Below are 22223 nucleotides of genomic sequence, written 5' to 3'. Positions count from 1 at the left end.
ATCCGGTCGCCATCGCGAGCAAGCTCGCTCCCACAGTGTGTCCGAGGTGTTCATAGGCATCGCATCCACCGAAAGTCCCCTGTGGGAGCGAGCTTGCTCGCGATAGCGGCCTGCCAGCTTGCATCGAAATCCCAGGCATAAAAAAACGCCGCCCCTCGCAAGAAGGGCGGCGTTTTTAGTCGAGCGTTGAAGCCTTAGGCTTGAACGACCGGGATGTTGGCATTGGCAGCCGCTTCACGGAACTCGGCGATCTGGTCGAAGCTCAGGTAGCGGTACACGTCCGCTGCCATGCTGTCGATCTTGCCGGCGTATTCCATGTACTCCTCGACGGTCGGCAGGCGACCCAGGATAGACGCCACGGATGCCAGTTCGGCCGAAGCCAGGTAGACATTCGCGCCGTCGCCCAGACGGTTCGGGAAGTTACGGGTCGAAGTCGATACCACAGTGGAGTTCGGTTCCACGCGTGCCTGGTTACCCATGCACAGCGAGCAGCCTGGCATTTCCATCCGTGCACCGGCCTTGCCGTAGATGCCGTAGTAGCCTTCTTCGGTGAGCTGGTGAGCGTCCATCTTGGTCGGCGGCGAGAGCCACAGACGGGTTGGCAACTGACCCTTGACCTGTTCCAGCAACTTACCGGCAGCGCGGAAGTGGCCGATGTTGGTCATGCACGAACCGATGAACACTTCGTCGATCTTCTGCCCAGCGACGCTGGAGAGCAGGCGGGCATCGTCCGGGTCGTTCGGTGCGCAGAGCACAGGCTCCTTGACGTCGGCCAGGTCGATCTCGATGACTTCGGCGTATTCGGCGTCCTTGTCGGCTTCCAGCAGTTCCGGGTTGGCCAGCCAGGCTTCCATCGCCTGGGCACGACGCTCCAGGGTGCGGGCATCGCCGTAGCCTTCGCCGATCATCCAGCGCAGCAGGGTGATGTTCGATTGCAGGTATTCGGCAATCGATTCCTTGGACAGCTTGATGGTGCAACCGGCAGCCGAACGTTCGGCCGAGGCGTCGGACAGTTCGAACGCTTGCTCGACGGTCAGGGTTTCCAGGCCTTCGATTTCCAGGATGCGGCCGGAGAAGGCGTTCTTCTTGCCTTTCTTCTCGACGGTCAACAGACCTTTCTGGATCGCGTAGTAAGGGATGGCGTGAACCAGGTCACGCAGGGTGACGCCTGGTTGCAGCTTGCCCTTGAAGCGAACCAGGATCGATTCCGGCATGTCCAGCGGCATGACGCCAGTGGCGGCGGCGAACGCCACCAGGCCAGAACCGGCCGGGAACGAGATACCGATCGGGAAACGGGTGTGGGAGTCACCACCGGTGCCGACGGTGTCCGGCAGCAGCATGCGGTTCAGCCAGCTGTGGATGATGCCGTCGCCCGGACGCAGGGATACGCCGCCACGGGTCATGATGAAGTCAGGCAGGGTGTGGTGGGTGGTCACGTCGATCGGCTTTGGATAGGCCGCGGTGTGGCAGAAGGACTGCATCACCAAATCGGTCGAGAAGCCCAGGCACGCCAGGTCTTTCAATTCGTCGCGGGTCATCGGGCCAGTGGTGTCCTGGGAACCGACGGTGGTCATCTTCGGCTCGCAGTAGGTGCCCGGACGAACGCCGGTCACGCCGCAGGCCTTGCCGACCATTTTCTGCGCCAGGGTGAAACCCTTGGTGCTTTCGGCCGGGGCTTCCGGCTTCTTGAACAGGTCCGAAGCGGGCAGGCCCAGCTCGGCACGTGCCTTCTCGGTCAGGCCGCGACCGATGATCAGCGGGATACGGCCGCCGGCACGCACTTCGTCCAACAGGACCGGGGTCTTCATTTCGAAGGTGGCCAGGACTTCATCAGTGCCGTGCTTGCAGACTTTGCCAGCATGCGGGTACAGGTCGATCACGTCGCCCATGTGCATGTTGGACACATCGAATTCGATCGGCAGGGCGCCGGCGTCTTCCATGGTGTTGTAGAAAATCGGGGCGATCTTGCTGCCGAAGCAGAAACCACCGGCGCGCTTGTTCGGCACGTAAGGCACGTCGTCACCGAAGAACCACAGCACCGAGTTGGTGGCTGATTTACGCGACGAACCGGTACCGACCACGTCACCGACGTAGGCGATCGGGAAGCCCTGGCCGCGCATCTCTTCGATCTGCTTCATCGGGCCGGTCTTGCCTTGTTCATCCGGCACGATACCGTCACGGGCCATTTTCAGCATGGCCAGGGCGTGCAGTGGGATGTCCGGGCGGGACCAGGCGTCAGGAGCCGGGGAGAGGTCGTCGGTGTTGGTTTCGCCGGTAACCTTGAACACCCGAAGGCTGATCTTGTCGGCCAGCACGGGGCGGTTCTTGAACCACTCGCCGTCGGCCCAGGATTGCAGCACGCCCTTGGCGTGAACGTTGCCATTGCGGGCTTTTTCAGCCACGTCGTGGAAGGCATCGAACATCAGCAGGGTGTGCTTGAGTTCTTCGGCGGCAACGGGCGCCAGTTCGGCGTCGTCCAGCAGGTCCACCAAGGTTACGATGTTGTAGCCGCCCTGCATGGTGCCGAGCAGTTCAACGGCGCGCTTCTTGTCCAGCAGAGGGGATTGGGCTTCGCCTTTGGCCAGGGCGGACAGGAAACCGGCCTTCACGTAGGCGGCTTCGTCGACTCCAGGCGGAACGCGATTGGTGATCAGGTCAACGAGGAAAGCTTCTTCGCCAGCCGGAGGATTCTTCAGCAGCTCGATCAGGCCTGCGGTTTGTTCGGCGTTAAGCGGCTGGGGAACGATACCCAGTGCTGCACGCTCTTCGATATGTTTGCGGTAGGCTTCAAGCACAGTTATTACCCTCATCAGTGGTCCCAAATGGGTGTCCGGGACGCTCATCCAGAAACCCACGGTACTCATGCGCGTCGGAGGCTTTTTGAGCCACCACGCCAGAGTTTCCGCGAGTTCCTCACAGAAGCTGCTTTCAAAGTTTTACGCCTGCAGAACGGGGAGCTGATGAGGGTTGGCGTTGGGCTTTCCCCGCTGGAAAGACCCTCGGCCAACACCGCTCTGAAGGAACGACTGTGCTCGTGACGCTTTGAAAACAGCTTCTAACGGACATTGGCGCCTTAAAAGGCTGGCTGATTCTACGGCAAAAAAAAAATAAACGTAAGTTGGCCCCTGAAGTTTGAGGGGTGATCAATCTTAGACAAAGGGCTAACATGCCGGCCTGTCCTGCTTTTACGTGTGTTTTTCCTTATGCCCAACCAGCTCATCAAGACCCCCTGCGTCGGCCTTTGCTCCACTGTCTACGGTGACCTGGTGTGCCGTGGCTGCAAGCGGTTCCACCATGAAGTGGTTCATTGGAACGGCTATAACGAGGACGAGAAACGCGCGGTGTGGATGCGGCTTGAGCAGTTGCTGGTCCAGGTAATGGTGGCCAAGCTGGAGGTTTTTGATCCTGCGCTGCTGCGCCAGCAACTGGAAACACGCAAGATTCGTTTTGTGCCGCACCAGTCGGAATATTGCTGGGCTTATCAATTGATCGCCCGTGGCGCGCGGGTGATCAACAACCTGGAAGCCTACGGCATGGTGCTGATGCCCGAATTTCGCGACTGGGACCTGCCGGACCTGCGCGACGCCATTGATCGGGAATTCTTCCTGCTGTCCGAAGCCCATTACCAGCGCTACATCGCGCCGGGGTTCCTGAAGGATGCCATTGGCGGCTGAAGGAGATGGCTTTTGTGGCGAGGGGTGTCAGTCCTTGACCGCCAGCTCCACCAGATGATCCTCGACCTCCTGCGGTTTGAGCACCAGCACGTCGCTTTCCAGCGTGTCGAGCACCGCTTCGGCGGTATTGCCGATCAAGACCCCTGACAACCCGGAACGCGCCACGGTGCCGATCACTGTCACCGCTGCCTGCAGCTTGCGCGCCATGTATGGAATCAGGACGTCCGCCGGACCTTCTTCGATATGCAGGTGTTGGTCGTCGATGTCGAACTCAGCCTGGAACGCCCGGCATTGTTCGCGGTATTTGGCCTCGATGGTTTCCTTGAGCTGGAACGTCGGATCGGCGGAGGACAGCATCGGTGTGGGATGGGCGCTGATCACGTGCAGGTGCGCCTTGGCCAGGATGGCAATGTCGTAGCCGTGATCGATGATGGTGGAGTGCAGGTGGCGGTGCTCGCCGTCGGCATTGCCCACGTCGACGGCGGCGAGGATCACTTTGTCTTTCCAGGAACCGGCGGTTTTCACCAGCAGCACCGGGGTCGGGCAATGGCGCAGCAATTTCCAGTCCGCCGGGGTGAGCAGGGCTTTTTTCAGCGGGCTGTCGGGAAAATGTTGCTTGATCACCAGGCCGCAACCTTCGGCCTGCTGTACGTCGATGATGGTTTCGTACAGGCTTTCGTTCCAGGCCTGTTCGGTGGTGACACTGTAGCCGTCGGCCAGCAACGCGGCCTTCAGCACGCTGAGCATGCCGGCATGGTCATGCTTCTTGTCACACACCAGCAGATGCAGGTGGGCCTGGGTGACACCGGCAATCAGCTTGGCGCGCTTGAGCGCCAGGCTTTCCGAATGTTCGGGGTCGATGACCACCAGAATGCTGCGAATGGCTTGCATGATCGGTGTCTCCAGCAATAAAAAGGCATGGCGTTGCTCAACTATAGTTGTTGTATGGCAGTCGTCGACTTGATGCATATCAACGGCGGTGGCTGGTGGTCTGGAGGCAGGCCGGTATAATCGGCGCCCTTCGCTCGACTCTCTTTTTCCGTGAGCCCCATGATCCTTCCCGAAATTCATGAATTCCTTGGTTGCCGCACTCCCGATGCCTGGGTCCAGGCGGCGCTGGCCGACCAGGAGACGCTGCTGATCGACCACAAGAACTGCGAATTCAAGGCCGCCAGCACCGCCCTGAGCCTGATCGCCAAATACCACTCCCACGTTGACCTGATCAACCTGATGTCACGTCTGGCCCGGGAAGAACTGGTGCATCACGAACAGGTGATGCGCCTGATGAAAAAACGCAAGGTCGGCTTGCGCCAGCTCTCTGCCGGGCGTTACGCCTCGGGGCTGCGCAAAGTGGTCCGCAGCCACGAACCGGTCAAACTGGTGGACACTTTGGTGGTCGGCGCTTTCATCGAGGCCCGCAGTTGCGAGCGTTTCGAGGCCCTGGTGCCGCACCTGGACGAAGAATTGGGCAAGTTCTATTTCGGCTTGCTCAAAAGCGAAGCCCGGCATTTCCAGGGCTACCTGAAACTGGCCTACCAGTATGGCGACGCCAAGGACATCGCCCAGGTGATCGACAAGGTTCGTGACGCCGAGCAGGCGCTGATTGAATCGCCGGATGTGGAGTTTCGCTTCCACAGTGGTGTGCCTGCGGTATAGGGCTGTTTGCCCTGACGCCATCGCGAGCAGGCTCGCTCCCACATTTGATCTTCAGTGAACACAAGTAATGAGTACACCGAAAATCCCTGTGGGAGCGAGCCTGCTCGCGATGAGGCCTCACGCAGCTCTACATCCTTAATCGCTCAAACCCAGGCGCTCATGCCATTGGGCAATGGACTCCTGGGGATAGACCTCGAACTGCTGATCGCCGGCGTGCGCCTCGACTTCCACCCATGGCGCCTTGGAGCCCAGCATCAGATGGGTGTGCTCAGGCGGTATCGGCAACGGCGTGTCGATGGCAGAGGCGAACGGGTGGATCAGCTCAGGCCATTCGGGGCTGAACAGCCACAAGCCTGAACCGCAAAGGGAACAGAAATGCCGTTCGGCGCTGCTGCGGTGGGCGCGTTTATCCCCGTCATTCTTGAACCGCGCATGATAGATCGAGATGTGCTTGCGACCGCGTACCTTCAAGCTCCGGGCATCGCCCCCCAGGTTTATCGCAAAGCCGCCTCCACCCTGGGTCTTGCGACAGATCGAGCAGTAGCAGCGCTGATAAGGGTAGGGGTGGGCGCTGTCGAGGCTGAACGACACCGCGCCGCAATGGCAGGATCCTTCGAGCTGCATGAGAACCTCCGCTTGGCAATTGGGAAGTGGCTCAGGACAGCCTAGACGGTCGGCATTTTTTGACAGCTGAATTCAGGCCGGCCATGCGGCAGCCATCGCGAGCGGGCTCGCTCCCACATTTGATCTTCAGTGAACACAAACACCGAAATCCCTGTGGGAGCGATCCTGCTCGCGATGAACGATGACGCGCTCTAGCGACCGGGCACCCGCCACAAATACCACGCCGCCACCGTCCGATGTGGGCTCCACGCCTGTCCAATCCCAACCATCTGTTTGCGCGTCGGTTGGACGTCCAAACCCTTGAGCCGCCGATACCCCTCACGCACTCCAAAGTCATCCGCCGGCAGGATGTCGGGTCGCTCCAGGCTGTAGATCAGCAGCATCTCCACGGTCCAGCGTCCGACGCCGCGCAGGGTGATCAAGCGTTCGATCAAGGCCTCATCATCCATGGCCAGCGCCGCGGGGTAGTCCGGCACCACCTCGTCCAGCGTCGCTTGAGCGATGCCCTGTATGGTCGCGATCTTGCTGGCGGAAAATCCGCAGTCGCGCATCTGTTGGAAGTCAGTCGCCAGGATCTGCTCAGGCCTGGGGAATATCGCTCCCGGAAACAGCCGCAGAAAACGACCGAGAATCGCATCGCCGGCTTTAGCATGCAATTGTTGATAGGCAATCGCCCGGACGAGTGCTTCAAACGGGTCGCGGGCCGGTTTGGGTTGCAGCAGACAAGGACCGATCGTCTCGACATGACGGCGCCAGTCTTCGTCGAGGCTTGCCAGAAAGGTGCTCGCATCGTGGTACGGGACAGGCATCAGGTGTTCACTCGGCGGGCTGATCAGAATGCCAGTGGCAGGGACACCTGCACCGCGGCTTTTTCCAGCCGCAACAGAAAAGCCTTGCGTGGCTGCCCGCCACCATAGCCGGTCAACGAGCCATCCGCACCGATCACCCGGTGGCAGGGGATGACGATGGCCAGGCGATTCTGGCCGTTGGCCAGTCCCACCGCACGGCTGGCACCAGGACTGCCGAGGGCAGTGGCGATGTTGCCGTAGCTACGGGTTTCGCCGTAGGGGATTTTTTCCAGTTCAGCCCAGACCCGGACGGCGAAGGCGCTGCCGGGCATGTGCAGCGGCACGCTGAACGAGGTGAGCTTCCCAGCGAAATAGTCGGCCAGTTCGGTTTCGATCTGTTGCAAGTGGGGATTGTGCCCCGGGGCGACGGTATAGCCGTAGCGTTGTTGCAACTCTTCGATTTCCCGGGTCAGGGCCGGGCGGTCGAGGAACTCCAGCAACACCAGGCCGCGCCGTTCGGCCATGGCCAGCATCGGCCCCAGTGGCGTTGTCAGGCGGGTGAACAGCAGGGGTTCGCTGTGGGCGGCGCGGCCCGGTGTGATGTGGAAAGACTTCACGAAGGCGTCACGAAATCCGCTCAGGGACTCGTAGCCTGAGTCAAAGGCCGCATTGTCGATGGAAATCCCTTCTTTGATGCCCCCCAGGGCGATGCCCAGCCGTCGGGTGCGCAGGTAGGCATGGAAAGTCATGCCGAAATGCTGCTTGAACCAGCGCCGCAGCTTCAGCGGTTCAATGCCTTGTTCCAGCAACAAGGCGTCGGTCCAGCGCAGGTCGGGTTCGGCGTCCACCGCCTTGAGCAGCGCCTGGATCCAGGCGGGCGCGATGGCGGCGGCATCCAGCGGCTTGCAACGCAGACAGGCTCGATATCCGGCCGACATGGCTTCGTCAGCGTGGGCGAAGAATTCGACGTTTTCCGGCTTCGGCTTGCGCGCCGTACAGCTGGGGCGACAGAAGATGCCGGTGGTCTTGACCGCCGTGAAGAACACCCCCTCGTAGGCGGTGTCTCGTTCGAGCATGGCGCGGACCATCTCGGCATGGGGTGGGAGCAGCGAGTCGTGTAGGTTCATGGGAGGAGCATAGAGCCAGGCCCGGAATGGCTCCACCGGAAAATCGACAGTGAATTTTCATCCGCCTCAATACTTCCAGAACACCGGCGTGAACAACACCAGCACGGTCAGAATCTCCAGACGACCCAGCAGCATGCCAATGGTCAGCAGCCATTTGGCCGCATCCGGCAAGGTGGAGAAGTTGCCGGCCGGTCCGATGATCGAGCCCAGTCCTGGCCCTACGTTGCACACGGCAGTGGCGGCACCGGTGAGGGCCGTCGTCCAGTCCAGGCCGATCAGCGCAAGCCCAAGGGCGATAGCGCCGATGGTAATGGTGAAGAAAAAAGAAAACGTCAGCAACGAACGGACGATCTCTTCGTCGATGGGGTGCTTGTTGTATTTTTTCTGAATCACCGCCCGCGGATGGATCAGTTGTTTCAAACTGCCCATCAGTAAGGCGCCGGCCACCTGAAAACGAAAAATCTTCAGCCCGCCGGAGGTGGATCCCGAACAACCGCCGACAAACGTCAGGTAAAAAAATAGCAGCAGGGCAAAGCTGCCCCATAGCGAGTAGTCACCCAGCGCCACACCGGTGGTGGTGATCACCGAAGTCACGTTGACGGCTACGATGCGCACCGCGTCCAGCCAGGCGTAGTCGCTGTTCAGGCTCAGCCAGGTGCCCACCACGAGCCAGGTAATGACCAGGAATCCGAGGAATCCACGGACCTGATGATCCCTGAGCAACGCTCGTTTGTTCCCGCGCAACGTGGCGACATACAAGGTGAAGGGCAGTGCGCCGGCGATCATGATAATCACCGAGATCCAGTGGATGGCCGGTTGAGACCAGTTGGCCAAGGACGAATCCGAAGTGGAGAACCCTCCGGTGGAAATCATGGTCATCGCATGGTTGATCGCTTCGAAAGGTGTCATGCCCGCCAGCCACAAGGCCAGGGCGGCCAGGGCACTCAAGCCTAAGTAGAGCCACAGGATGTAGGTCGCCGCCACATGGGAGCGCGGTGTGACTTTCTCCGACCAGTCCGATGATTCGGTCTGGAACAGTCGCATGCCGCCGACCCGCAACAGCGGCAGGATGGCCACCGCCATGCCGATGAAGCCGATCCCTCCGAGCCACTGCAACATCGAGCGCCAGATCAGCAGGCCCGGGGAGGCATTGTCCAAGCCGGTGAGGATGGTCGAGCCGGTGGTGGTGATGCCGGACATCGTCTCGAAGAATGCGTCGGTGTAGCTGATGTGCTGGATAAATACCATCGGCAAGGCGGCGAAGGTGCAGACAACCACCCAACTGGCAGTGGTCAGCAGGTACATGTCCCGCGGACGCAGTTGTATGTGCTCCGGTCGACCACGTGCTACCAGCAAGATGCCGCAGACAAAGGTGATCAGGCTCGACCACAAGAACGCCGAGAGGTCATCGTTTCGCTCGTACACCATCAGCGTGAGAAGCGGGATTGCCATGCTCGCGGCCAGGGTGATCAGGAAAATGCCGAGGATGAATCCGATAAACCGCACAGCCGCAAGGGACATAAAACACGCCTGAAAGAATGAGCCGCCCAGTATCGATTTCGTTGACCGGACGCTGCGTAAAGTTTGCGTAAAAAAAGCCCGAAACAGCACCTGTTCGCACGGCGCGCGCTGAATCGTCGTCATTGGGCAGTTTTGTTCAATACCGCCAGTGGCGTGCAATTTACCTTGAACGCCACCTCACGGACATGAAGAAGGTATGCAATGAGTCTGATTATTTCCATGGCGGCGTTTGCACTGGTCGCGTCCATCACCCCCGGCCCGGTCAATATAGTCGCCCTCAGTTCCGGGGCGCGATTCGGCTTTCGTGCCACCTTGCGTCACGTGGCCGGGGCCACCCTGGGGTTTGTCTTGCTGCTGGTGTTGATGGGGCTGGGGTTGCACGAAGTGCTGCAGCGCTGGCCCGGCCTCACGCGAGTGGTGCAACTGGGGGGCGTGGGTTTTCTGTTGTTCATGGCCTGGAAACTGGCGATGGACAACGGGCAGCTGGGCGCCGGAGACGAGGAGCGGGCGCCGTCGATGTTTTACGGCGCGTTGATGCAGTGGCTCAACCCCAAGGCGTGGCTGGCCTGTGTGGCCGGGATGGGAGCGTTCGTGGCCGATGGTGAGGCGCGGTTGGTGTGGCAGTTTGCAGCTATCTACCTGGTGATCTGTTATCTCTCGGTGGGCTGCTGGGCCTATGCCGGCAGTTTTCTGCGGGTCTGGCTGGGCAACCCGGCGACCATGCGCCTGTTCAATCGGACGATGGCGGCGTTGCTGGTGGTCAGTGCGGTGTATTTGTTGTTGCCTTGAGCCATCCCCGCAAAAGCAGGGTCGGGTATCAACCGCGATATTGGCCCGGGGTGGCGGCCAGGTGTTGTTTGAAGGCGCGCTGGAAATGCGCCTGGTCGGCAAACCCGCTGTCCAGTGCGACATCGGCAATCAGCTTGCCTTCGCGTAACTGCCGACGGGCGAACTGGATCCGACGATTGACCAGGAAAGCATGGGGCGTCATGCCGTAATGGCGCTTGAAGGCCCGGCTCAGGTACGACGGCGAAAGTTGTGCGGCGGCGCAGATGTCTTCGAGTTTCAAGGCCTCGCTGCAATGGTCATGGATAAACTGCGCCGCTCGCATCAACCCCGGGTGGCTGCCACGATCCGGGCGCCCGGCAGGGTTGAGCCGGTGTTGCAGGTCGATGAAAAACGCTTCGGCGGCGGCGTGTTTGCGGGCGATGTCGATCCGCTCATCCACCAGTTGTCCATACAAACCCTGTAAGGCGGCAAACAGCTCGATGTCGCGGCTGTGGGTGGTGGCGAAGCCCTGAAAACCCAGGGTCTCGTCAAAGCCGATTCGGCGCTGCAAGTCCGTCAGCCACTGGGTGTCGACGTACAGCATTACATACGACCATGGCTGATCATTGATCGGGTTGCACGCATGGACATCGCCGGGGTTCATCAATACGACCGTACCGCTCTCTACCTGGAAATTCGATTGCTCATGCAGGTAGGTGCTGCGCCCGGCCGTGATCGCCCCGATGGAAAAGTGGTCATGGGAATGACGCGAATAGCAGACCTTGCGTCCATCGGCGATGCCCCGGGCTTCGATGAAGGGCAGCGCTGCATCACGCCAGAAACGTGGGGCGGCATCATGGGGGGCGGGCTTCATCGGTCGGCGTCCTCGTCTTGAACCTGTGTCGCAGTGTATTCGGCCCCGTCGAGAAATGCCTGTCTGATTTGGCCGTTCGGTTTGAAGAGGAGAGGGCCTGGGCTAGACTTCAACAAGCCCTCTCTATGGAGTTTCCGATGCTTGCGCCTGGTAAACCGGATAACGAAGCCGTTCGCCTCAAGAATTTGCACTCGCTCAAATTGCTCGACACTGCGCCCGAGGAGCGCTTCGACCGCTTGACTCGCCTTGCCCGGCGTTTGTTCGATGTGCCCATTGCGCTGGTGTCGCTGGTGGATGCCAACCGTCAGTGGTTCAAGTCCAACGCGGGCCTGGACGCCAGTGAGTCCGGACGCGACGTTTCATTTTGTGCACACGCCATTTTGCAGGATCAGATTCTAGAGGTTTGCGACGCGGAGCAGGACGAGCGGTTTCGCGACAACCCGTTTGTCACCGATAAACCCGGCATTCGTTTCTACGCCGGGCAGCCGTTGGCACTGGATGACGGCAGCAAGCTTGGAACCCTGTGCTTGCTGGACACCAAGCCGCGCAAGCTCAATGACGAAGAGCGCGAACTGCTGCGCGACTTGGCCAGCATGGCCGAGCAGGAAATGATTGCTGTGCAGATGGCGAGCATGGACGAACTGACCTTGCTGTCCAATCGACGTGGTTTCATGACGTTGGCCCAGCATGCGCTGAGCGTTTGCGAGCGCCTGTCGCGTCCGGCAACACTGCTGTTCTTCGACCTCAACGACTTCAAGCTCATCAACGACCGCTTCGGACACGCCGAGGGCGATACGGCACTAAAAACGTTTGCCGACGTGCTACGCATCGCCTTTCGCGAAAGTGATGTGATCGGTCGTTTGGGTGGCGATGAGTTCGTGGCGCTGCTCACCGGCTCTGCCCATGTCGAAACCTCGGCGATCATGGCGCGACTCAGGGAAATCCTTGATGAGCGCAATGCGATGTTGCAGCGTGGCTATGACATCCGTTTCAGCGTGGGCCAGATCGACTATGACCCGAAGCGTCATCAGTCCATCGACAGCCTTTTGGCGGATGCTGATGAGGCGATGTACATTCAAAAACAGGCTGGCTCGCGCTGACGGCGTCACATCAAGCCCTTATGTGTGCAGGTCCTTCGTCATCGCGAGCAGGCTCGCTCCCACAGGGGATTTGCGGTTTGCCCGAAGTCTATGAGCAACTCGGAAAATGTGGGAGCGAGCCTGCTCGCGATAGCGGTGGCCCATTCAACACGAATGCAAGCTGACCCGCCGCCATGACCAGAGCGGAATAAAAAACGCCGCTTGTCCCTTTTCAGGACAAGCGGCGTTTTTACGCAGCGGATGTGACGTGAAGATTACTCTTCGATGTTACCCATGGCGGTGGTGTTGAAGCCGCCGTCCACGTACATGATTTCACCGCTGATGCCCGAGGCCAGGTCCGAGCACAGGAAGGCGCCGGCGTTGCCGACTTCCTCGATGGTGACGTTGCGACGCAGCGGGGTCTGCGCTTCGTTGGCGGCCAGCATTTTGCGGAAGTTCTTGATGCCGGAAGCGGCGAGGGTACGGATTGGACCGGCCGATACGCAGTTGACGCGGGTGCCATCCGGGCCCAGGGAGCCGGCCAGGTAACGCACGCCTGCTTCCAGGGAAGCCTTGGCCATGCCCATCACGTTGTAGTTCGGCATGGTGCGCTCGGCGCCCAGGTACGACAGGGTCAGCAAGCTGCCGTTGCGGCCTTTCATCATTTCACGACCGGCTTTGGCCAGGGCCACAAAGCTGTAGGCGCTGATGTCGTGGGCAATGCGGAAGCCTTCGCGGGTGGTGGCTTCGGTGAAGTCGCCGTCCAGTTGATCGCCCGGGGCGAAGCCCACGGAGTGCACGATGCAGTCCAGGCCGTCCCACTTCTTGCTCAGTTCTTCGAAAACCTTGGCGATTTCTTCATCGCTGGCCACGTCGCACGGGAAGCACAGCTCAGGGCTCGAACCCCAGCCTTGTGCGAACTCTTCGACGCGACCCTTGAGTTTGTCGTTCTGATAAGTGAAGGCAAGCTCAGCGCCCTCGCGATGCATGGCGGCGGCGATGCCGGATGCGATGGACAGCTTGCTGGCGACACCGACGATCAGTACGCGCTTACCGGCGAGAAAACCCATGTGTTGCTCCTCTTTCAGGTTATTCGGCAGTTGTTGGGGCCAGGAAAGCGGCCTCCAGCAACTGCTGTGTATAGGGGTGTTGCGGCGCGGCGAATATGCTGCGGGCATCACCTTGTTCGACCACTTGGCCATGCTTGACCACCATCAACTGGTGGCTTAGCGCTTTGACGACAGCCAGGTCATGGCTGATAAACAGGTACGTCAGGTTGTACTTGGTTTGCAGCGACCGCAACAGCTCCACCACCTGGCGTTGCACGGTACGGTCCAGGGCCGACGTCGGTTCATCCAGCAGAATCAACGCCGGCTTGAGCACCAGGGCCCGGGCAATGGCGATACGCTGCCGCTGCCCTCCGGAAAATTCATGGGGGTAGCGGTTCCGAGTCTCCGGATCCAGGCCTACCTCCTTCAATGCCGCGATTATCGCTTGTTCCTGCTCGGCTGCGGTGCCGATCTTGTGGATCCGCAGGCCTTCGCCGACGATCTGGCTTACACACATCCGTGGGCTCAGACTGCCGAACGGGTCCTGAAACACCACTTGCATCTCCCGGCGCAGTGGCCGGACCTGTTGCTGCGACAGGCAGTCCAGCTGCTTGCCTTCAAAGCGGATCCCCCCCTGGCTGCCGATCAACCGCAAGATCGCCAGCCCCAGGGTGGACTTGCCGGAGCCGCTTTCGCCAACGATACCCAGGGTCTGGCCCTGGGGCAGGCTGAAGCGGATACCGTCCACGGCCTTGATGTAGTCCACCGTGCGTTTGAACAGGCCTTTCTTGATCGGGAACCAGACTTTCAGGTCCTCGACCTGCAACAGCGGCGGGCCGACCACGTTGGTCGCCGGGTTGCCGCTGGGCTCGGCGGCCAGCAGTTCCCGAGTGTACGGATGCTGCGGCGCGCGGAACAGCTCTTCGCACGATGCCTGTTCGACGATGCAACCGCGCTGCATGACACATACGCGATGAGCAATTCTTCGCACCAGGTTCAAATCGTGGCTGATCAACAGCAGCGACATGCCCAGCCGCGCCTGCAAATCCTTGAGCAATTCGAGGATTTTCAGCTGGACGGTGACGTCCAGTGCCGTGGTCGGTTCGTCGGCAATCAGCAGCTCCGGCTCGTTGGCCAGGGCCATGGCGATCATCACTCGCTGGCGCTGGCCACCGGACAGTTCGTGGGGCAGGGCCTTGAGGCGCTTGTGCGGCTCGGGGATGCCCACCAGTTCCAGCAACTCCAAGGTGCGACGGGTAGCGACCTTACCGGACAGCCCCTTGTGAATGCCCAGCACTTCATTGATCTGCTTCTCGATGCAATGCAGCGGATTGAGGGACGTCATCGGCTCCTGAAAGATCATCGCGATCCGGTTACCCCGGATGTGGCGGATAGTCTTTTCTTTCAACCCGAGCAAATCCTGGCCGGCGTACTGGATGGTCCCGCTTGGATGGTGGGCCAGCGGGTAGGGCAGCAACCGCAGGATCGAGTGGGCGGTCACCGACTTGCCTGAGCCGCTTTCGCCGACCAGGGCCATGGTTTCGCCACGCTTGATGTCGAAACTGACGCCTTCGACCACCCGTTGGCGACGTTCGCCGACGATGAACTCCACGGCCAAGTCGCGCACTTCGATCAGATTGTCCTGATTCATTTCATTTCCTCGGATCGAAGGCATCGCGAGCTGACTCGCCGATGAACACCAGCAGGCTCAGCATGATCGCCAGTACGGCGAACGCGCTGATGCCAAGCCACGGCGCCTGCAGGTTGGATTTGCCTTGGGCCACCAGTTCACCCAGGGACGGAGCGCCCGGAGGCAAGCCAAACCCGAGGAAATCCAGGGCCGTGAGGGTGCCGATGGCCCCGGTGAGGATGAACGGCATGAACGTCATGGTCGAGACCATGGCGTTGGGCAGGATGTGGCGGAACATGATCGCGCCGTTCTGCATGCCTAATGCCCGCGCGGCACGCACGTATTCCAGGTTGCGCCCGCGCAGGAACTCTGCGCGGACCACGTCCACCAGGCTCATCCAGGAGAACAGCAGCATGATGCCCAGCAACCACCAGAAGTTCGGCTGCACGAAGCTGGCCAGGATGATCAACAGGTAAAGCACCGGCAGCCCCGACCAGATCTCCAGGAAACGCTGGCCGGCCAGGTCGACCCATCCGCCGTAAAAGCCCTGCAAGGCGCCGGCGATCACGCCGATGATCGAGCTGAGGAGGGTCAGTGTCAGAGCGAACAGCACCGAAACACGGAAACCATAGATCACCCGGGCCAGCACATCGCGGCCCTGGTCGTCGGTGCCCAGCCAGTTGACCGAGGAGGGCGGTGCCGGGGCGGGGACCTTCAGGTCGTAATTGATGCTCTGGTAGCTGAACGGGATCGGTGCCCACAGCACCCACGCGTCCTTGGCGGCCAACAGTTCGCGGATGTACGGGCTCTTGTAGTTGGCTTCCAGCGGAAATTCGCCGCCGAACGTGGTTTCCGGGTAGCGCTTGAGTGCCGGGAAGTACCAGCCGTCGTCGTAGTGCACCACCAGCGGCTTGTCATTGGCGATCAACTCGGCGCCCAGGCTGAGCCCGAACAGGATCAGGAACAGCCACAGCGACCACCAGCCACGCTTGTTGGCCTTGAACAGTTCGAAACGACGGCGATTGAGGGGGGACAGGTTCATCTCAATGCTCCCGGCTTTCGAAGTCGATGCGTGGATCGACAAAGGTGTAGGTCAGGTCACCGATCAGTTTCACCACCAGCCCCAGCAAGGTGAAGATGAACAGGGTGCCGAAGACCACCGGGTAGTCACGGTTGATTGCCGCCTCGAAACTCATCAAACCGAGGCCATCAAGGGAAAAAATAACCTCTACCAGCAACGAGCCGGTGAAGAAGATTCCGATGAACGCCGAAGGGAAGCCGGCAATCACCAGCAGCATGGCGTTGCGGAACACATGACCATAGAGCACCCGATTGCGGGTCAGGCCCTTGGCCTTGGCGGTGACCACGTACTGCTTGTTGATTTCATCGAGGAAGCTGTTCTTGGTCAGCAGGGTCATGGTGGCAAAGTTGCCGATCACCAGGGCCGTCACGGGCAAGGCCAGGTGCCAGAAATAGTCGAGGATCTTGCCGCCCATGCTCAGTTCATCGAAATCGTTGGACGTCAGCCCCCGTAGCGGGAACCAGTTGAAATAGCTGCCGCCGGCAAACACCACGATCAGCAGGATGGCGAACAGGAACGCCGGGATGGCATAGCCGACGATGATCGCCGAACTCGTCCAGACGTCGAAATGACTGCCATGCCGCGTCGCCTTGGCGATCCCCAGCGGGATCGACACCAGGTACATGATCAGCGTACTCCACAGCCCTAGCGAGATGGAGACCGGCATTTTTTCCTTGATCAGGTCGATGACCTTGGCGTCTCGGAAAAAACTGTCACCGAAATCCAGGCGAGCGTAATTCTTGATCATGATCCACAGGCGTTCCGGCGCCGACTTGTCGAAGCCGTACATGCGCTCGATTTCCTTGACCAGCGCCGGGTCCAGCCCCTGGGCGCCGCGATAGGCGGAGCCGGCCACCGACACTTCGGCACCGCCACCGGCAATGCGGCTGGTGGCGCCTTCGAAACCTTCGAGTTTGGCGATCATCTGCTCCACCGGCCCGCCGGGCGCGGCCTGGATGATCACGAAGTTGATCAGCAGGATGCCAAACAGGGTCGGGATGATGAGCAATAGACGCCGAAAGATATAAGCCAGCATCGGTTACTCCACACTCGCCGGGGCGACGATTTTTTGCTCGATGACCTGTTTTTCCACCTCGATGGAAGGCTTGACCTCTGGCTTGACCCACCATGTGGTGGTGCCGATGTCGTAGGTCGGGGTGATTTTTGGATGGCCGATGTGGTTCCAGTAGGCTACGCGCCAGGTCTTGATGTGCCAGTTGGGGATCACGTAGTAGCCCCATTGCAGCACCCGGTCCAGCGCCCGGGCGTGGGCCACCAGGCTCTTGCGTGAGTCGGCGTTGATCAGTTGCTCCACCAGTTGGTCGACTGCCGGGTCCTTCAGGCCCATGGTGTTGCGGCTGCCGGGATTATCGGCGGCGGCCGACATCCAGAACTCGCGCTGTTCGTTACCCGGCGAGCTGGACTGCGGGAAGCTGCCCACGATCAGGTCGAAATCCCGCGAGCGCACGCGATTGATGTATTGGGACACGTCGACCCGGCGGATCACCAGTTCGATGCCCAGGTCGCTGAGGTTACGCTTGAACGGCAGCAGCACCCGCTCGAATTCGGTCTGGGCCAGCAGGAACTCCAGCACCACGGGTTTGCCCTGGGCATCGACCATCTTGTCGTCGACGATGCGCCAGCCGGCCTCTTGCAGCAATTGATAGGCCTTGCGCTGCTGGTCACGAATCATGCCGCTGCCGTCGCATACCGAAGGCTGGAAGGCCTGGGTGAACACCTGCTCGGGGATCTTGCCACGCAACGGCTCGAGGATCTTCAGCTCGTCTTCGCCGGGCAGGCCGGTGGCGGCCATCTCCGAGTTTTCGAAATAACTGCGGGTGCGGGCGTAGGCACCGTGGAACAGTTGTTTGTTGGTCCATTCGAAGTCCAGCAGCAGGCTCAAGGCCTTGCGCACCCGCACGTCCTGGAAGACCGGGCGGCGCAGGTTGTAGACAAAGCCCTGCATGCCGGTGGGGTTGCCGTTGGGGATCTGTTCCTTGATCAGCCGGCCTTCGGTCACGGCGGGGATGTTGTAGGCGTTGGCCCAGTTCTTGGCAGCCATTTCCAGCCAGAAATCGAACTGCCCGGCCTTCAGTGCCTCGACCGCCACGGTGTTGTCGCGATAGTAGTCGGTGGTCAGCACATCGAAGTTGTAGAAGCCGCGGTTGACCGGCAGGTCCTTGCCCCAATAGTCCTTCACGCGTTCATAGCGAATCGAGCGGCCAGCCTTCACTTCGGCGACCTTATACGGGCCGCTGCCGAGGGGGATCTCCAGGTTGCCCTTGTTGAATTCGCGCCCGGCCCACCAATGCTTGGGCAATACCGGCAGTTGGCCGAGGATCAGCGGCAATTCGCGGTTATTGGTGTGCTTGAACTTGAACAGCACCTTGAGCGGTTCTTCGGCGATGACTTCGGCCACGTCGTTGTAATAACCGCGGAACATCGGAGCGCCGTCCTTGGTCAAGGTCTGGAAGCTGAACACCACGTCCTCGGCGCGTACGGGATGGCCGTCGTTGAAGCGGGCTTCGGGCCGCAGGTAAAAGCGCACCCAGGCATTGTCCGGGGCCTTCTCGATTTTTTCGGCGATCAGGCCATATTCGGTGAAGGGTTCGTCCAGGCCTTGTTTGGCCAGGGTGTCGTAGATCAGGCCGATGTCATCGGCGGGGACGCCCTTGCTGATAAAAGGGTTGAGGCTGTCGAAGCCACCAAACCCGCCCTGACGAAAAATCCCGCCCTTGGGGGCGTCAGGGTTCACATAATCGAAATGCTTGAAGTCGGCCGGGTATTTCGGCGGCTCGTTGTACAAGGTCAAGGCGTGCTGCGGTGCGGCACAGGCCAGTCCGGCGAACAACAGGCCGCTGGCCTGCAGGAGCAGGGCGCGTAAAGGCTTCATTGATCTTTCTCCGAAGATTTCAGCCACCATGCGCTCAAACCCAGGGTGTAGGGCGGCGTAGTGACAAAGGCAAACCGGTTACGGTAGGCCAGGCGATGATAATTGAGATACCAGTTAGGGATGCAGTAGTGCTGCCACAGCAGCACACGGTCCAGGGCTTTGCCGGCGGCGACCTGTTCGTCACGGGTGCGGGCAGACAGGAGCTTTTCCAGCAGGTGATCAACCACCGGGTTGTTGATGCCGGCGTAGTTCTTGCTGCCCTTGACCCCCGCCTGGCTGGAATGGAAGTACTGCCATTGCTCAAGACCCGGGCTGAGGGTTTGCCCCAGAGTCAGCAGGATCATGTCGAAGTCGAACTGGTCCAGACGCTGCTTGTATTGAGCGCGATCCACCGTACGCAGGCGGGCCTGGATGCCGATGCTGGCGAGGTTTTCCACGTAGGGCTGCAGGATGCGCTCCAGGTTCGGGTTCACCAGCAGGATCTCGAAGCGCAGGGGCTGGCTGTCGGCGTTGAGCAGGCGCTGGCCGTGGATGGTCCACCCGGCTTCCTTCAGCAATCCCAGGGCTTTGCGCAGGGTTTCCCGGGGGATGCCCCGCCCGTCGGTCTGGGGCAGGCTGAAGGGTTGGGTGAACAATGCGGGCGGTAGTTGTTCCCGGTACGGCTTGAGCAGCAGCCATTCGTGGCCCACCGGAAGACCGCTGGCGGAGAATTCACTGTTGGGGTAGTAGCTGAGGGTGCGCTTGTAGGCACCGCTGAAGAGCGTGCGGTTGGTCCACTCGAAGTCGAACATCAGCCCCAGGGCTTCACGAACCTTGACCTGGGCGAACGTGCTGCGCCGGGTATTCATGAACAGACCCTGGGTCTGGGTCGGGATCTGGTGAGCAATCTGCGCCTTGATCACCTCGCCGCGATTGACCGCCGGGAACCGGTAGCCGTTGGCCCAGTTTTTGGCCTGGTGTTCAATGTAGATGTCGAATTCCCCGGCCTTGAAGGCTTCGAAAGCCACTTCACTGTCGCGGTAGAACTCCACGTCCATCCGGTCATAGTTGTACTTGCCGCGATTGACCGGCAGGTCCTTGCCCCAGTAATTCTTGACCCGCTCAAACACCAACTGGCGACCAGGCTGCACTTTGGTAATCCGGTAAGGGCCGCTGCCCAAGGGCGGTTCGAAGGTGGTGGCCTTGAAGTCGCGGTCTTTCCAGTAATGCTGGGGCAGCACCGGTAACTCACCCAGGCGCAGGATCAGCAGCGGGTTGCCCGTACGCTTGAACACAAAGCGGATTTTCAGCGGGTTGAGGATGTCGACCCGTAGCACTTCCTGAAGGTTGGTGCGGTACTGCGGATGACCTTCCTTGAGCAGCGTTCTGTAGGAGAACGCCACGTCATAGGCGGTAATCGGCACGCCGTCGTGAAAACGGGCTTCGGGTCTGAGGTTGAACACCACCCAACTGCGGTCTTCGCTGTATTCCACTGACCGGGCGATCAGGCCATAGCTCGACGTCGGCTCGTCGCCGGACGGCGCATACTGACCGGTGCCAACCATCAGCGGTTCGTTCAGCTCGTTGATGCCGTATTGCAAGAAGTTGGGCGTCGAAACTGGGCTGCTGCCCTTGAAAGTATAGGGATTGAGCGTATCGAAGGTGCCAAATGCCATGACCCGCAAGATACCGCCCTTGGGCGCTTGCGGGTTGACCCAGTCGAAGTGGGTGAATCTGGCCGGGTACTTGAGCGTGCCGAACTGCGCATAACCATGGCTTTCGCTAATGGTTGCGCCGGCGGGAGAGCTCAAGGCCAGGCTGATCAGGAGCAGGAGGAGGGGACGTATCAAGTCTGAGATCCGATCCAGGCGGCTTGGGCTTTATGGCCCGTACAGTAACAGCTTGTATCGGCAGGAAAAAGGCGGGAGCCGAAAGCTTCAGGGATTACCTGAAACCGTGGCGAGGGAGCTTGCTCCCGCTGGGCTGCGAAGCAGCCCGCTCTTCAGTCAGGCTTAGTGCGGAGAGTAAACCGTCAGCATCTGCCCAGGCTTCAGTGCCTTGCCTACCCGTGGATTCCAGCGCTTGAGGTGCTGCATTTCCACGTTGAAGCGTTTGGCTACCACGTACAGCGAGTCGCCTTGCTTGACCTTGTACTGGGTTTGTTTCTTTTTATTCTTGCTGCTGGCAGCGACTACCGTGTTGACGCGTTTGCGGGTGTCTTGCATGACCAGGGTCTGGCCGATCTTGAGTTTGTTGCCGCTCAATCTGTTCCAGCGTTGCAAGTCTTTGATCTGAACGTTGTTGGCCTTGGCGATCAGCCCCAGGTTATCGCCACGCTTGACGCGATAGGTGCGCTTGGCGCCCGCCACCGTGCTTTCTTCGGCTGAGTCAAAAACCGGTTGGAGCGATCGTTTGCTGATCAGTTCTTCCGGACGCATGGTGGACAGGCTGGCGGTCAACAACTGGGCCTTGGACGTGGGCACCAGCAGGTGCTGCGGGCCATCGATGGTGGTGCGCTGCTTGAAAGCCGGGTTGAGCTGGAACAGCTCGTCTTCGTCGATGTCAGCCACCGCCGCGACTTTGGACAGGTCCATGCGCTGGTTGATCTCGACGACCTGGAAGTACGGTTCGTTGGCGATCGGGTTGAGGTTGACGCCGTAGGCCTCGGGAGAAAGTACGACCTGGGACAATGCCAGCAACTTCGGCACATAGGCCTGGGTTTCGCTGGGCAGCGGCAGGTTCCAGTAATCGGTGGGCAGGCCAAGTTTTTCGTTGCGCTCGATGGCGCGGCTGACCGTTCCCTCGCCTGCGTTGTAGGCAGCCAGCGCCAACAGCCAGTCGCCGTTGAACATGTCGTGCAGGCGCGTCAGGTAATCCATCGCGGCCGTGGTAGAGGCCGTGATGTCGCGACGCCCATCATAGAAGCGGGTCTGGCGCAGGTTGAAGTAGCGCCCCGTGGACGGGATGAACTGCCACAGGCCCACCGCATGGGCCCGGGAATAAGCCATGGGGTTGTAGGCGCTTTCGATCACCGGCAGCAGCGCCAGCTCCAGGGGCATGTTGCGTTCTTCAAGGCGTTCGACGATGTAATGAATGTACAGGCTGCCGCGTTCGCCGGCGTTTTCCAGAAAGGATGGATTGCTGGCGAACCACAGGCGTTGCTGCTCGATACGCGGGTTGACGCCGGCGGTTTCCTGCAGCTGGAAGCCCTGGCGCATACGCTCCCAGACGTCCTGAGGCACTTGAGGGACGGGTTTTTCAGTGAGCCAGATGGGCTTCTGTTTGGCGCGAGCGGCGATGTTCGGCGTGTGCGCCACATCGCTCTGCGGCACCTGGCTCGTGCTCTGGCAGCCCGCCAGGGTGGCGGACACAGCCACTGCGACAGCTTGAGCCAAGCGGGTCAATGTGTCTGACTGGACGGACTTACGTATAGATGACGACATTGGCTGGAAGTAAGTTCCGGGCAAAAATGTCGGCCGA

At 60.4% G+C, this 22223-nt stretch carries 18 protein-coding genes; 4 read left to right on the top strand and 14 right to left on the bottom strand.

Going from position 1 to position 22223, the window contains the following annotated elements; genetic code table 11:
• Positions 1–194 precede the first annotated feature (194 nt).
• Positions 195–2795: a bifunctional aconitate hydratase 2/2-methylisocitrate dehydratase gene (acnB, locus tag GKKCFE_RS12770; protein ID WP_047225746.1), complete on the bottom strand. Its 2601-nt coding sequence runs from the start codon at positions 2793–2795 to the stop codon at positions 195–197.
• A 408-nt stretch (positions 2796–3203) separates the two neighbouring features.
• Here acnB and GKKCFE_RS12765 point away from each other — a divergent pair, with 408 nt between their 5' ends.
• A complete protein-coding gene (locus GKKCFE_RS12765) occupies positions 3204–3674 on the top strand; it encodes a DUF1289 domain-containing protein (protein WP_445577937.1) in 471 nt (156 codons plus the stop codon).
• A gap of 27 nt (positions 3675–3701) precedes the next feature.
• Here GKKCFE_RS12765 and GKKCFE_RS12760 read toward each other — a convergent pair whose 3' ends face one another.
• Positions 3702–4565, bottom strand: a complete 864-nt coding sequence (locus GKKCFE_RS12760) for a universal stress protein (protein ID WP_047225748.1) — start codon at positions 4563–4565, stop codon at positions 3702–3704.
• A gap of 159 nt (positions 4566–4724) precedes the next feature.
• Between GKKCFE_RS12760 and GKKCFE_RS12755 the strand changes: the two genes are divergently transcribed.
• Positions 4725–5330, top strand: a complete 606-nt coding sequence (locus tag GKKCFE_RS12755; RefSeq protein WP_076384407.1) for a tRNA-(ms[2]io[6]A)-hydroxylase — start codon at positions 4725–4727, stop codon at positions 5328–5330.
• Positions 5331–5465: 135 nt separating this feature from the next.
• Here GKKCFE_RS12755 and GKKCFE_RS12750 read toward each other — a convergent pair whose 3' ends face one another.
• The 4 genes from GKKCFE_RS12750 to GKKCFE_RS12735 all read right to left on the bottom strand — a co-directional run bounded on the left by GKKCFE_RS12750 (position 5466) and on the right by GKKCFE_RS12735 (position 9390).
• Positions 5466–5954: a GFA family protein gene (locus GKKCFE_RS12750; protein WP_445577936.1), complete on the bottom strand. Its 489-nt coding sequence runs from the start codon at positions 5952–5954 to the stop codon at positions 5466–5468.
• Between the two features lie 191 nt (positions 5955–6145).
• Positions 6146–6763 carry a DNA-3-methyladenine glycosylase family protein gene (locus tag GKKCFE_RS12745; RefSeq protein ID WP_445577935.1) on the bottom strand — a complete coding sequence of 206 codons (618 nt, stop codon included), beginning with the start codon at positions 6761–6763 and terminating at the stop codon, positions 6146–6148.
• 23 nt (positions 6764–6786) lie between these two features.
• Entirely contained in the window at positions 6787–7869 is a 1083-nt protein-coding gene (locus GKKCFE_RS12740; RefSeq protein WP_047225752.1) for a bifunctional transcriptional activator/DNA repair enzyme AdaA, read from the bottom strand.
• Between the two features lie 66 nt (positions 7870–7935).
• Positions 7936–9390, bottom strand: coding sequence for a TrkH family potassium uptake protein (locus tag GKKCFE_RS12735; RefSeq protein WP_445577934.1), 1455 nt, complete (start codon positions 9388–9390; stop codon positions 7936–7938).
• 201 nt (positions 9391–9591) lie between these two features.
• Between GKKCFE_RS12735 and GKKCFE_RS12730 the strand changes: the two genes are divergently transcribed.
• Positions 9592–10179: a LysE family translocator gene (locus GKKCFE_RS12730; protein ID WP_047225755.1), complete on the top strand. Its 588-nt coding sequence runs from the start codon at positions 9592–9594 to the stop codon at positions 10177–10179.
• Positions 10180–10207: 28 nt separating this feature from the next.
• On the opposite strand, the gene GKKCFE_RS12725 is transcribed toward GKKCFE_RS12730, so the two are convergent.
• A complete protein-coding gene (locus tag GKKCFE_RS12725; protein WP_047225756.1) occupies positions 10208–11032 on the bottom strand; it encodes a helix-turn-helix transcriptional regulator in 825 nt (274 codons plus the stop codon).
• Between the two features lie 137 nt (positions 11033–11169).
• Between GKKCFE_RS12725 and GKKCFE_RS12720 the strand changes: the two genes are divergently transcribed.
• Positions 11170–12132: a sensor domain-containing diguanylate cyclase gene (locus GKKCFE_RS12720; RefSeq protein WP_188250799.1), complete on the top strand. Its 963-nt coding sequence runs from the start codon at positions 11170–11172 to the stop codon at positions 12130–12132.
• Positions 12133–12386: 254 nt separating this feature from the next.
• On the opposite strand, the gene fabI is transcribed toward GKKCFE_RS12720, so the two are convergent.
• The 7 genes from fabI to GKKCFE_RS12685 all read right to left on the bottom strand — a co-directional run bounded on the left by fabI (position 12387) and on the right by GKKCFE_RS12685 (position 22186).
• Positions 12387–13181 carry an enoyl-ACP reductase FabI gene (gene fabI / locus GKKCFE_RS12715; protein ID WP_003202751.1) on the bottom strand — a complete coding sequence of 265 codons (795 nt, stop codon included), beginning with the start codon at positions 13179–13181 and terminating at the stop codon, positions 12387–12389.
• 19 nt (positions 13182–13200) lie between these two features.
• The gene (locus GKKCFE_RS12710; protein WP_076384417.1) at positions 13201–14811 is read right to left on the bottom strand and encodes an ABC transporter ATP-binding protein; all 1611 of its coding nucleotides are present in this window, start codon (positions 14809–14811) and stop codon (positions 13201–13203) included.
• 1 nt (position 14812) lies between these two features.
• On the bottom strand, positions 14813–15832 hold the full coding sequence (locus tag GKKCFE_RS12705; protein WP_047225759.1) for an ABC transporter permease: 1020 nt from the start codon (positions 15830–15832) through the stop codon (positions 14813–14815).
• A gap of 1 nt (position 15833) precedes the next feature.
• The gene (locus GKKCFE_RS12700; protein WP_047225760.1) at positions 15834–16907 is read right to left on the bottom strand and encodes a microcin C ABC transporter permease YejB; all 1074 of its coding nucleotides are present in this window, start codon (positions 16905–16907) and stop codon (positions 15834–15836) included.
• 3 nt (positions 16908–16910) lie between these two features.
• Complete coding sequence (locus GKKCFE_RS12695) at positions 16911–18764, bottom strand: extracellular solute-binding protein (protein ID WP_047225761.1); 1854 nt, start codon at positions 18762–18764, stop codon at positions 16911–16913.
• Positions 18761–20593 (bottom strand): extracellular solute-binding protein, encoded by a 1833-nt coding sequence (locus tag GKKCFE_RS12690; RefSeq protein ID WP_047225762.1) that lies wholly within the window; start codon positions 20591–20593, stop codon positions 18761–18763. The genes GKKCFE_RS12695 and GKKCFE_RS12690 overlap by 4 nt, the downstream gene beginning before the upstream one ends.
• Before the next feature lie 162 nt (positions 20594–20755).
• The gene (locus GKKCFE_RS12685) at positions 20756–22186 is read right to left on the bottom strand and encodes a transglycosylase SLT domain-containing protein (protein ID WP_076384421.1); all 1431 of its coding nucleotides are present in this window, start codon (positions 22184–22186) and stop codon (positions 20756–20758) included.
• Positions 22187–22223 lie beyond the last annotated feature (37 nt).

The sequence above is a fragment of the Pseudomonas sp. E141 genome (assembly GCF_052659885.1).
Note: the sequence above shows the minus strand (reverse complement) of the source record. Positions and strands in the feature narration are given on the sequence as shown.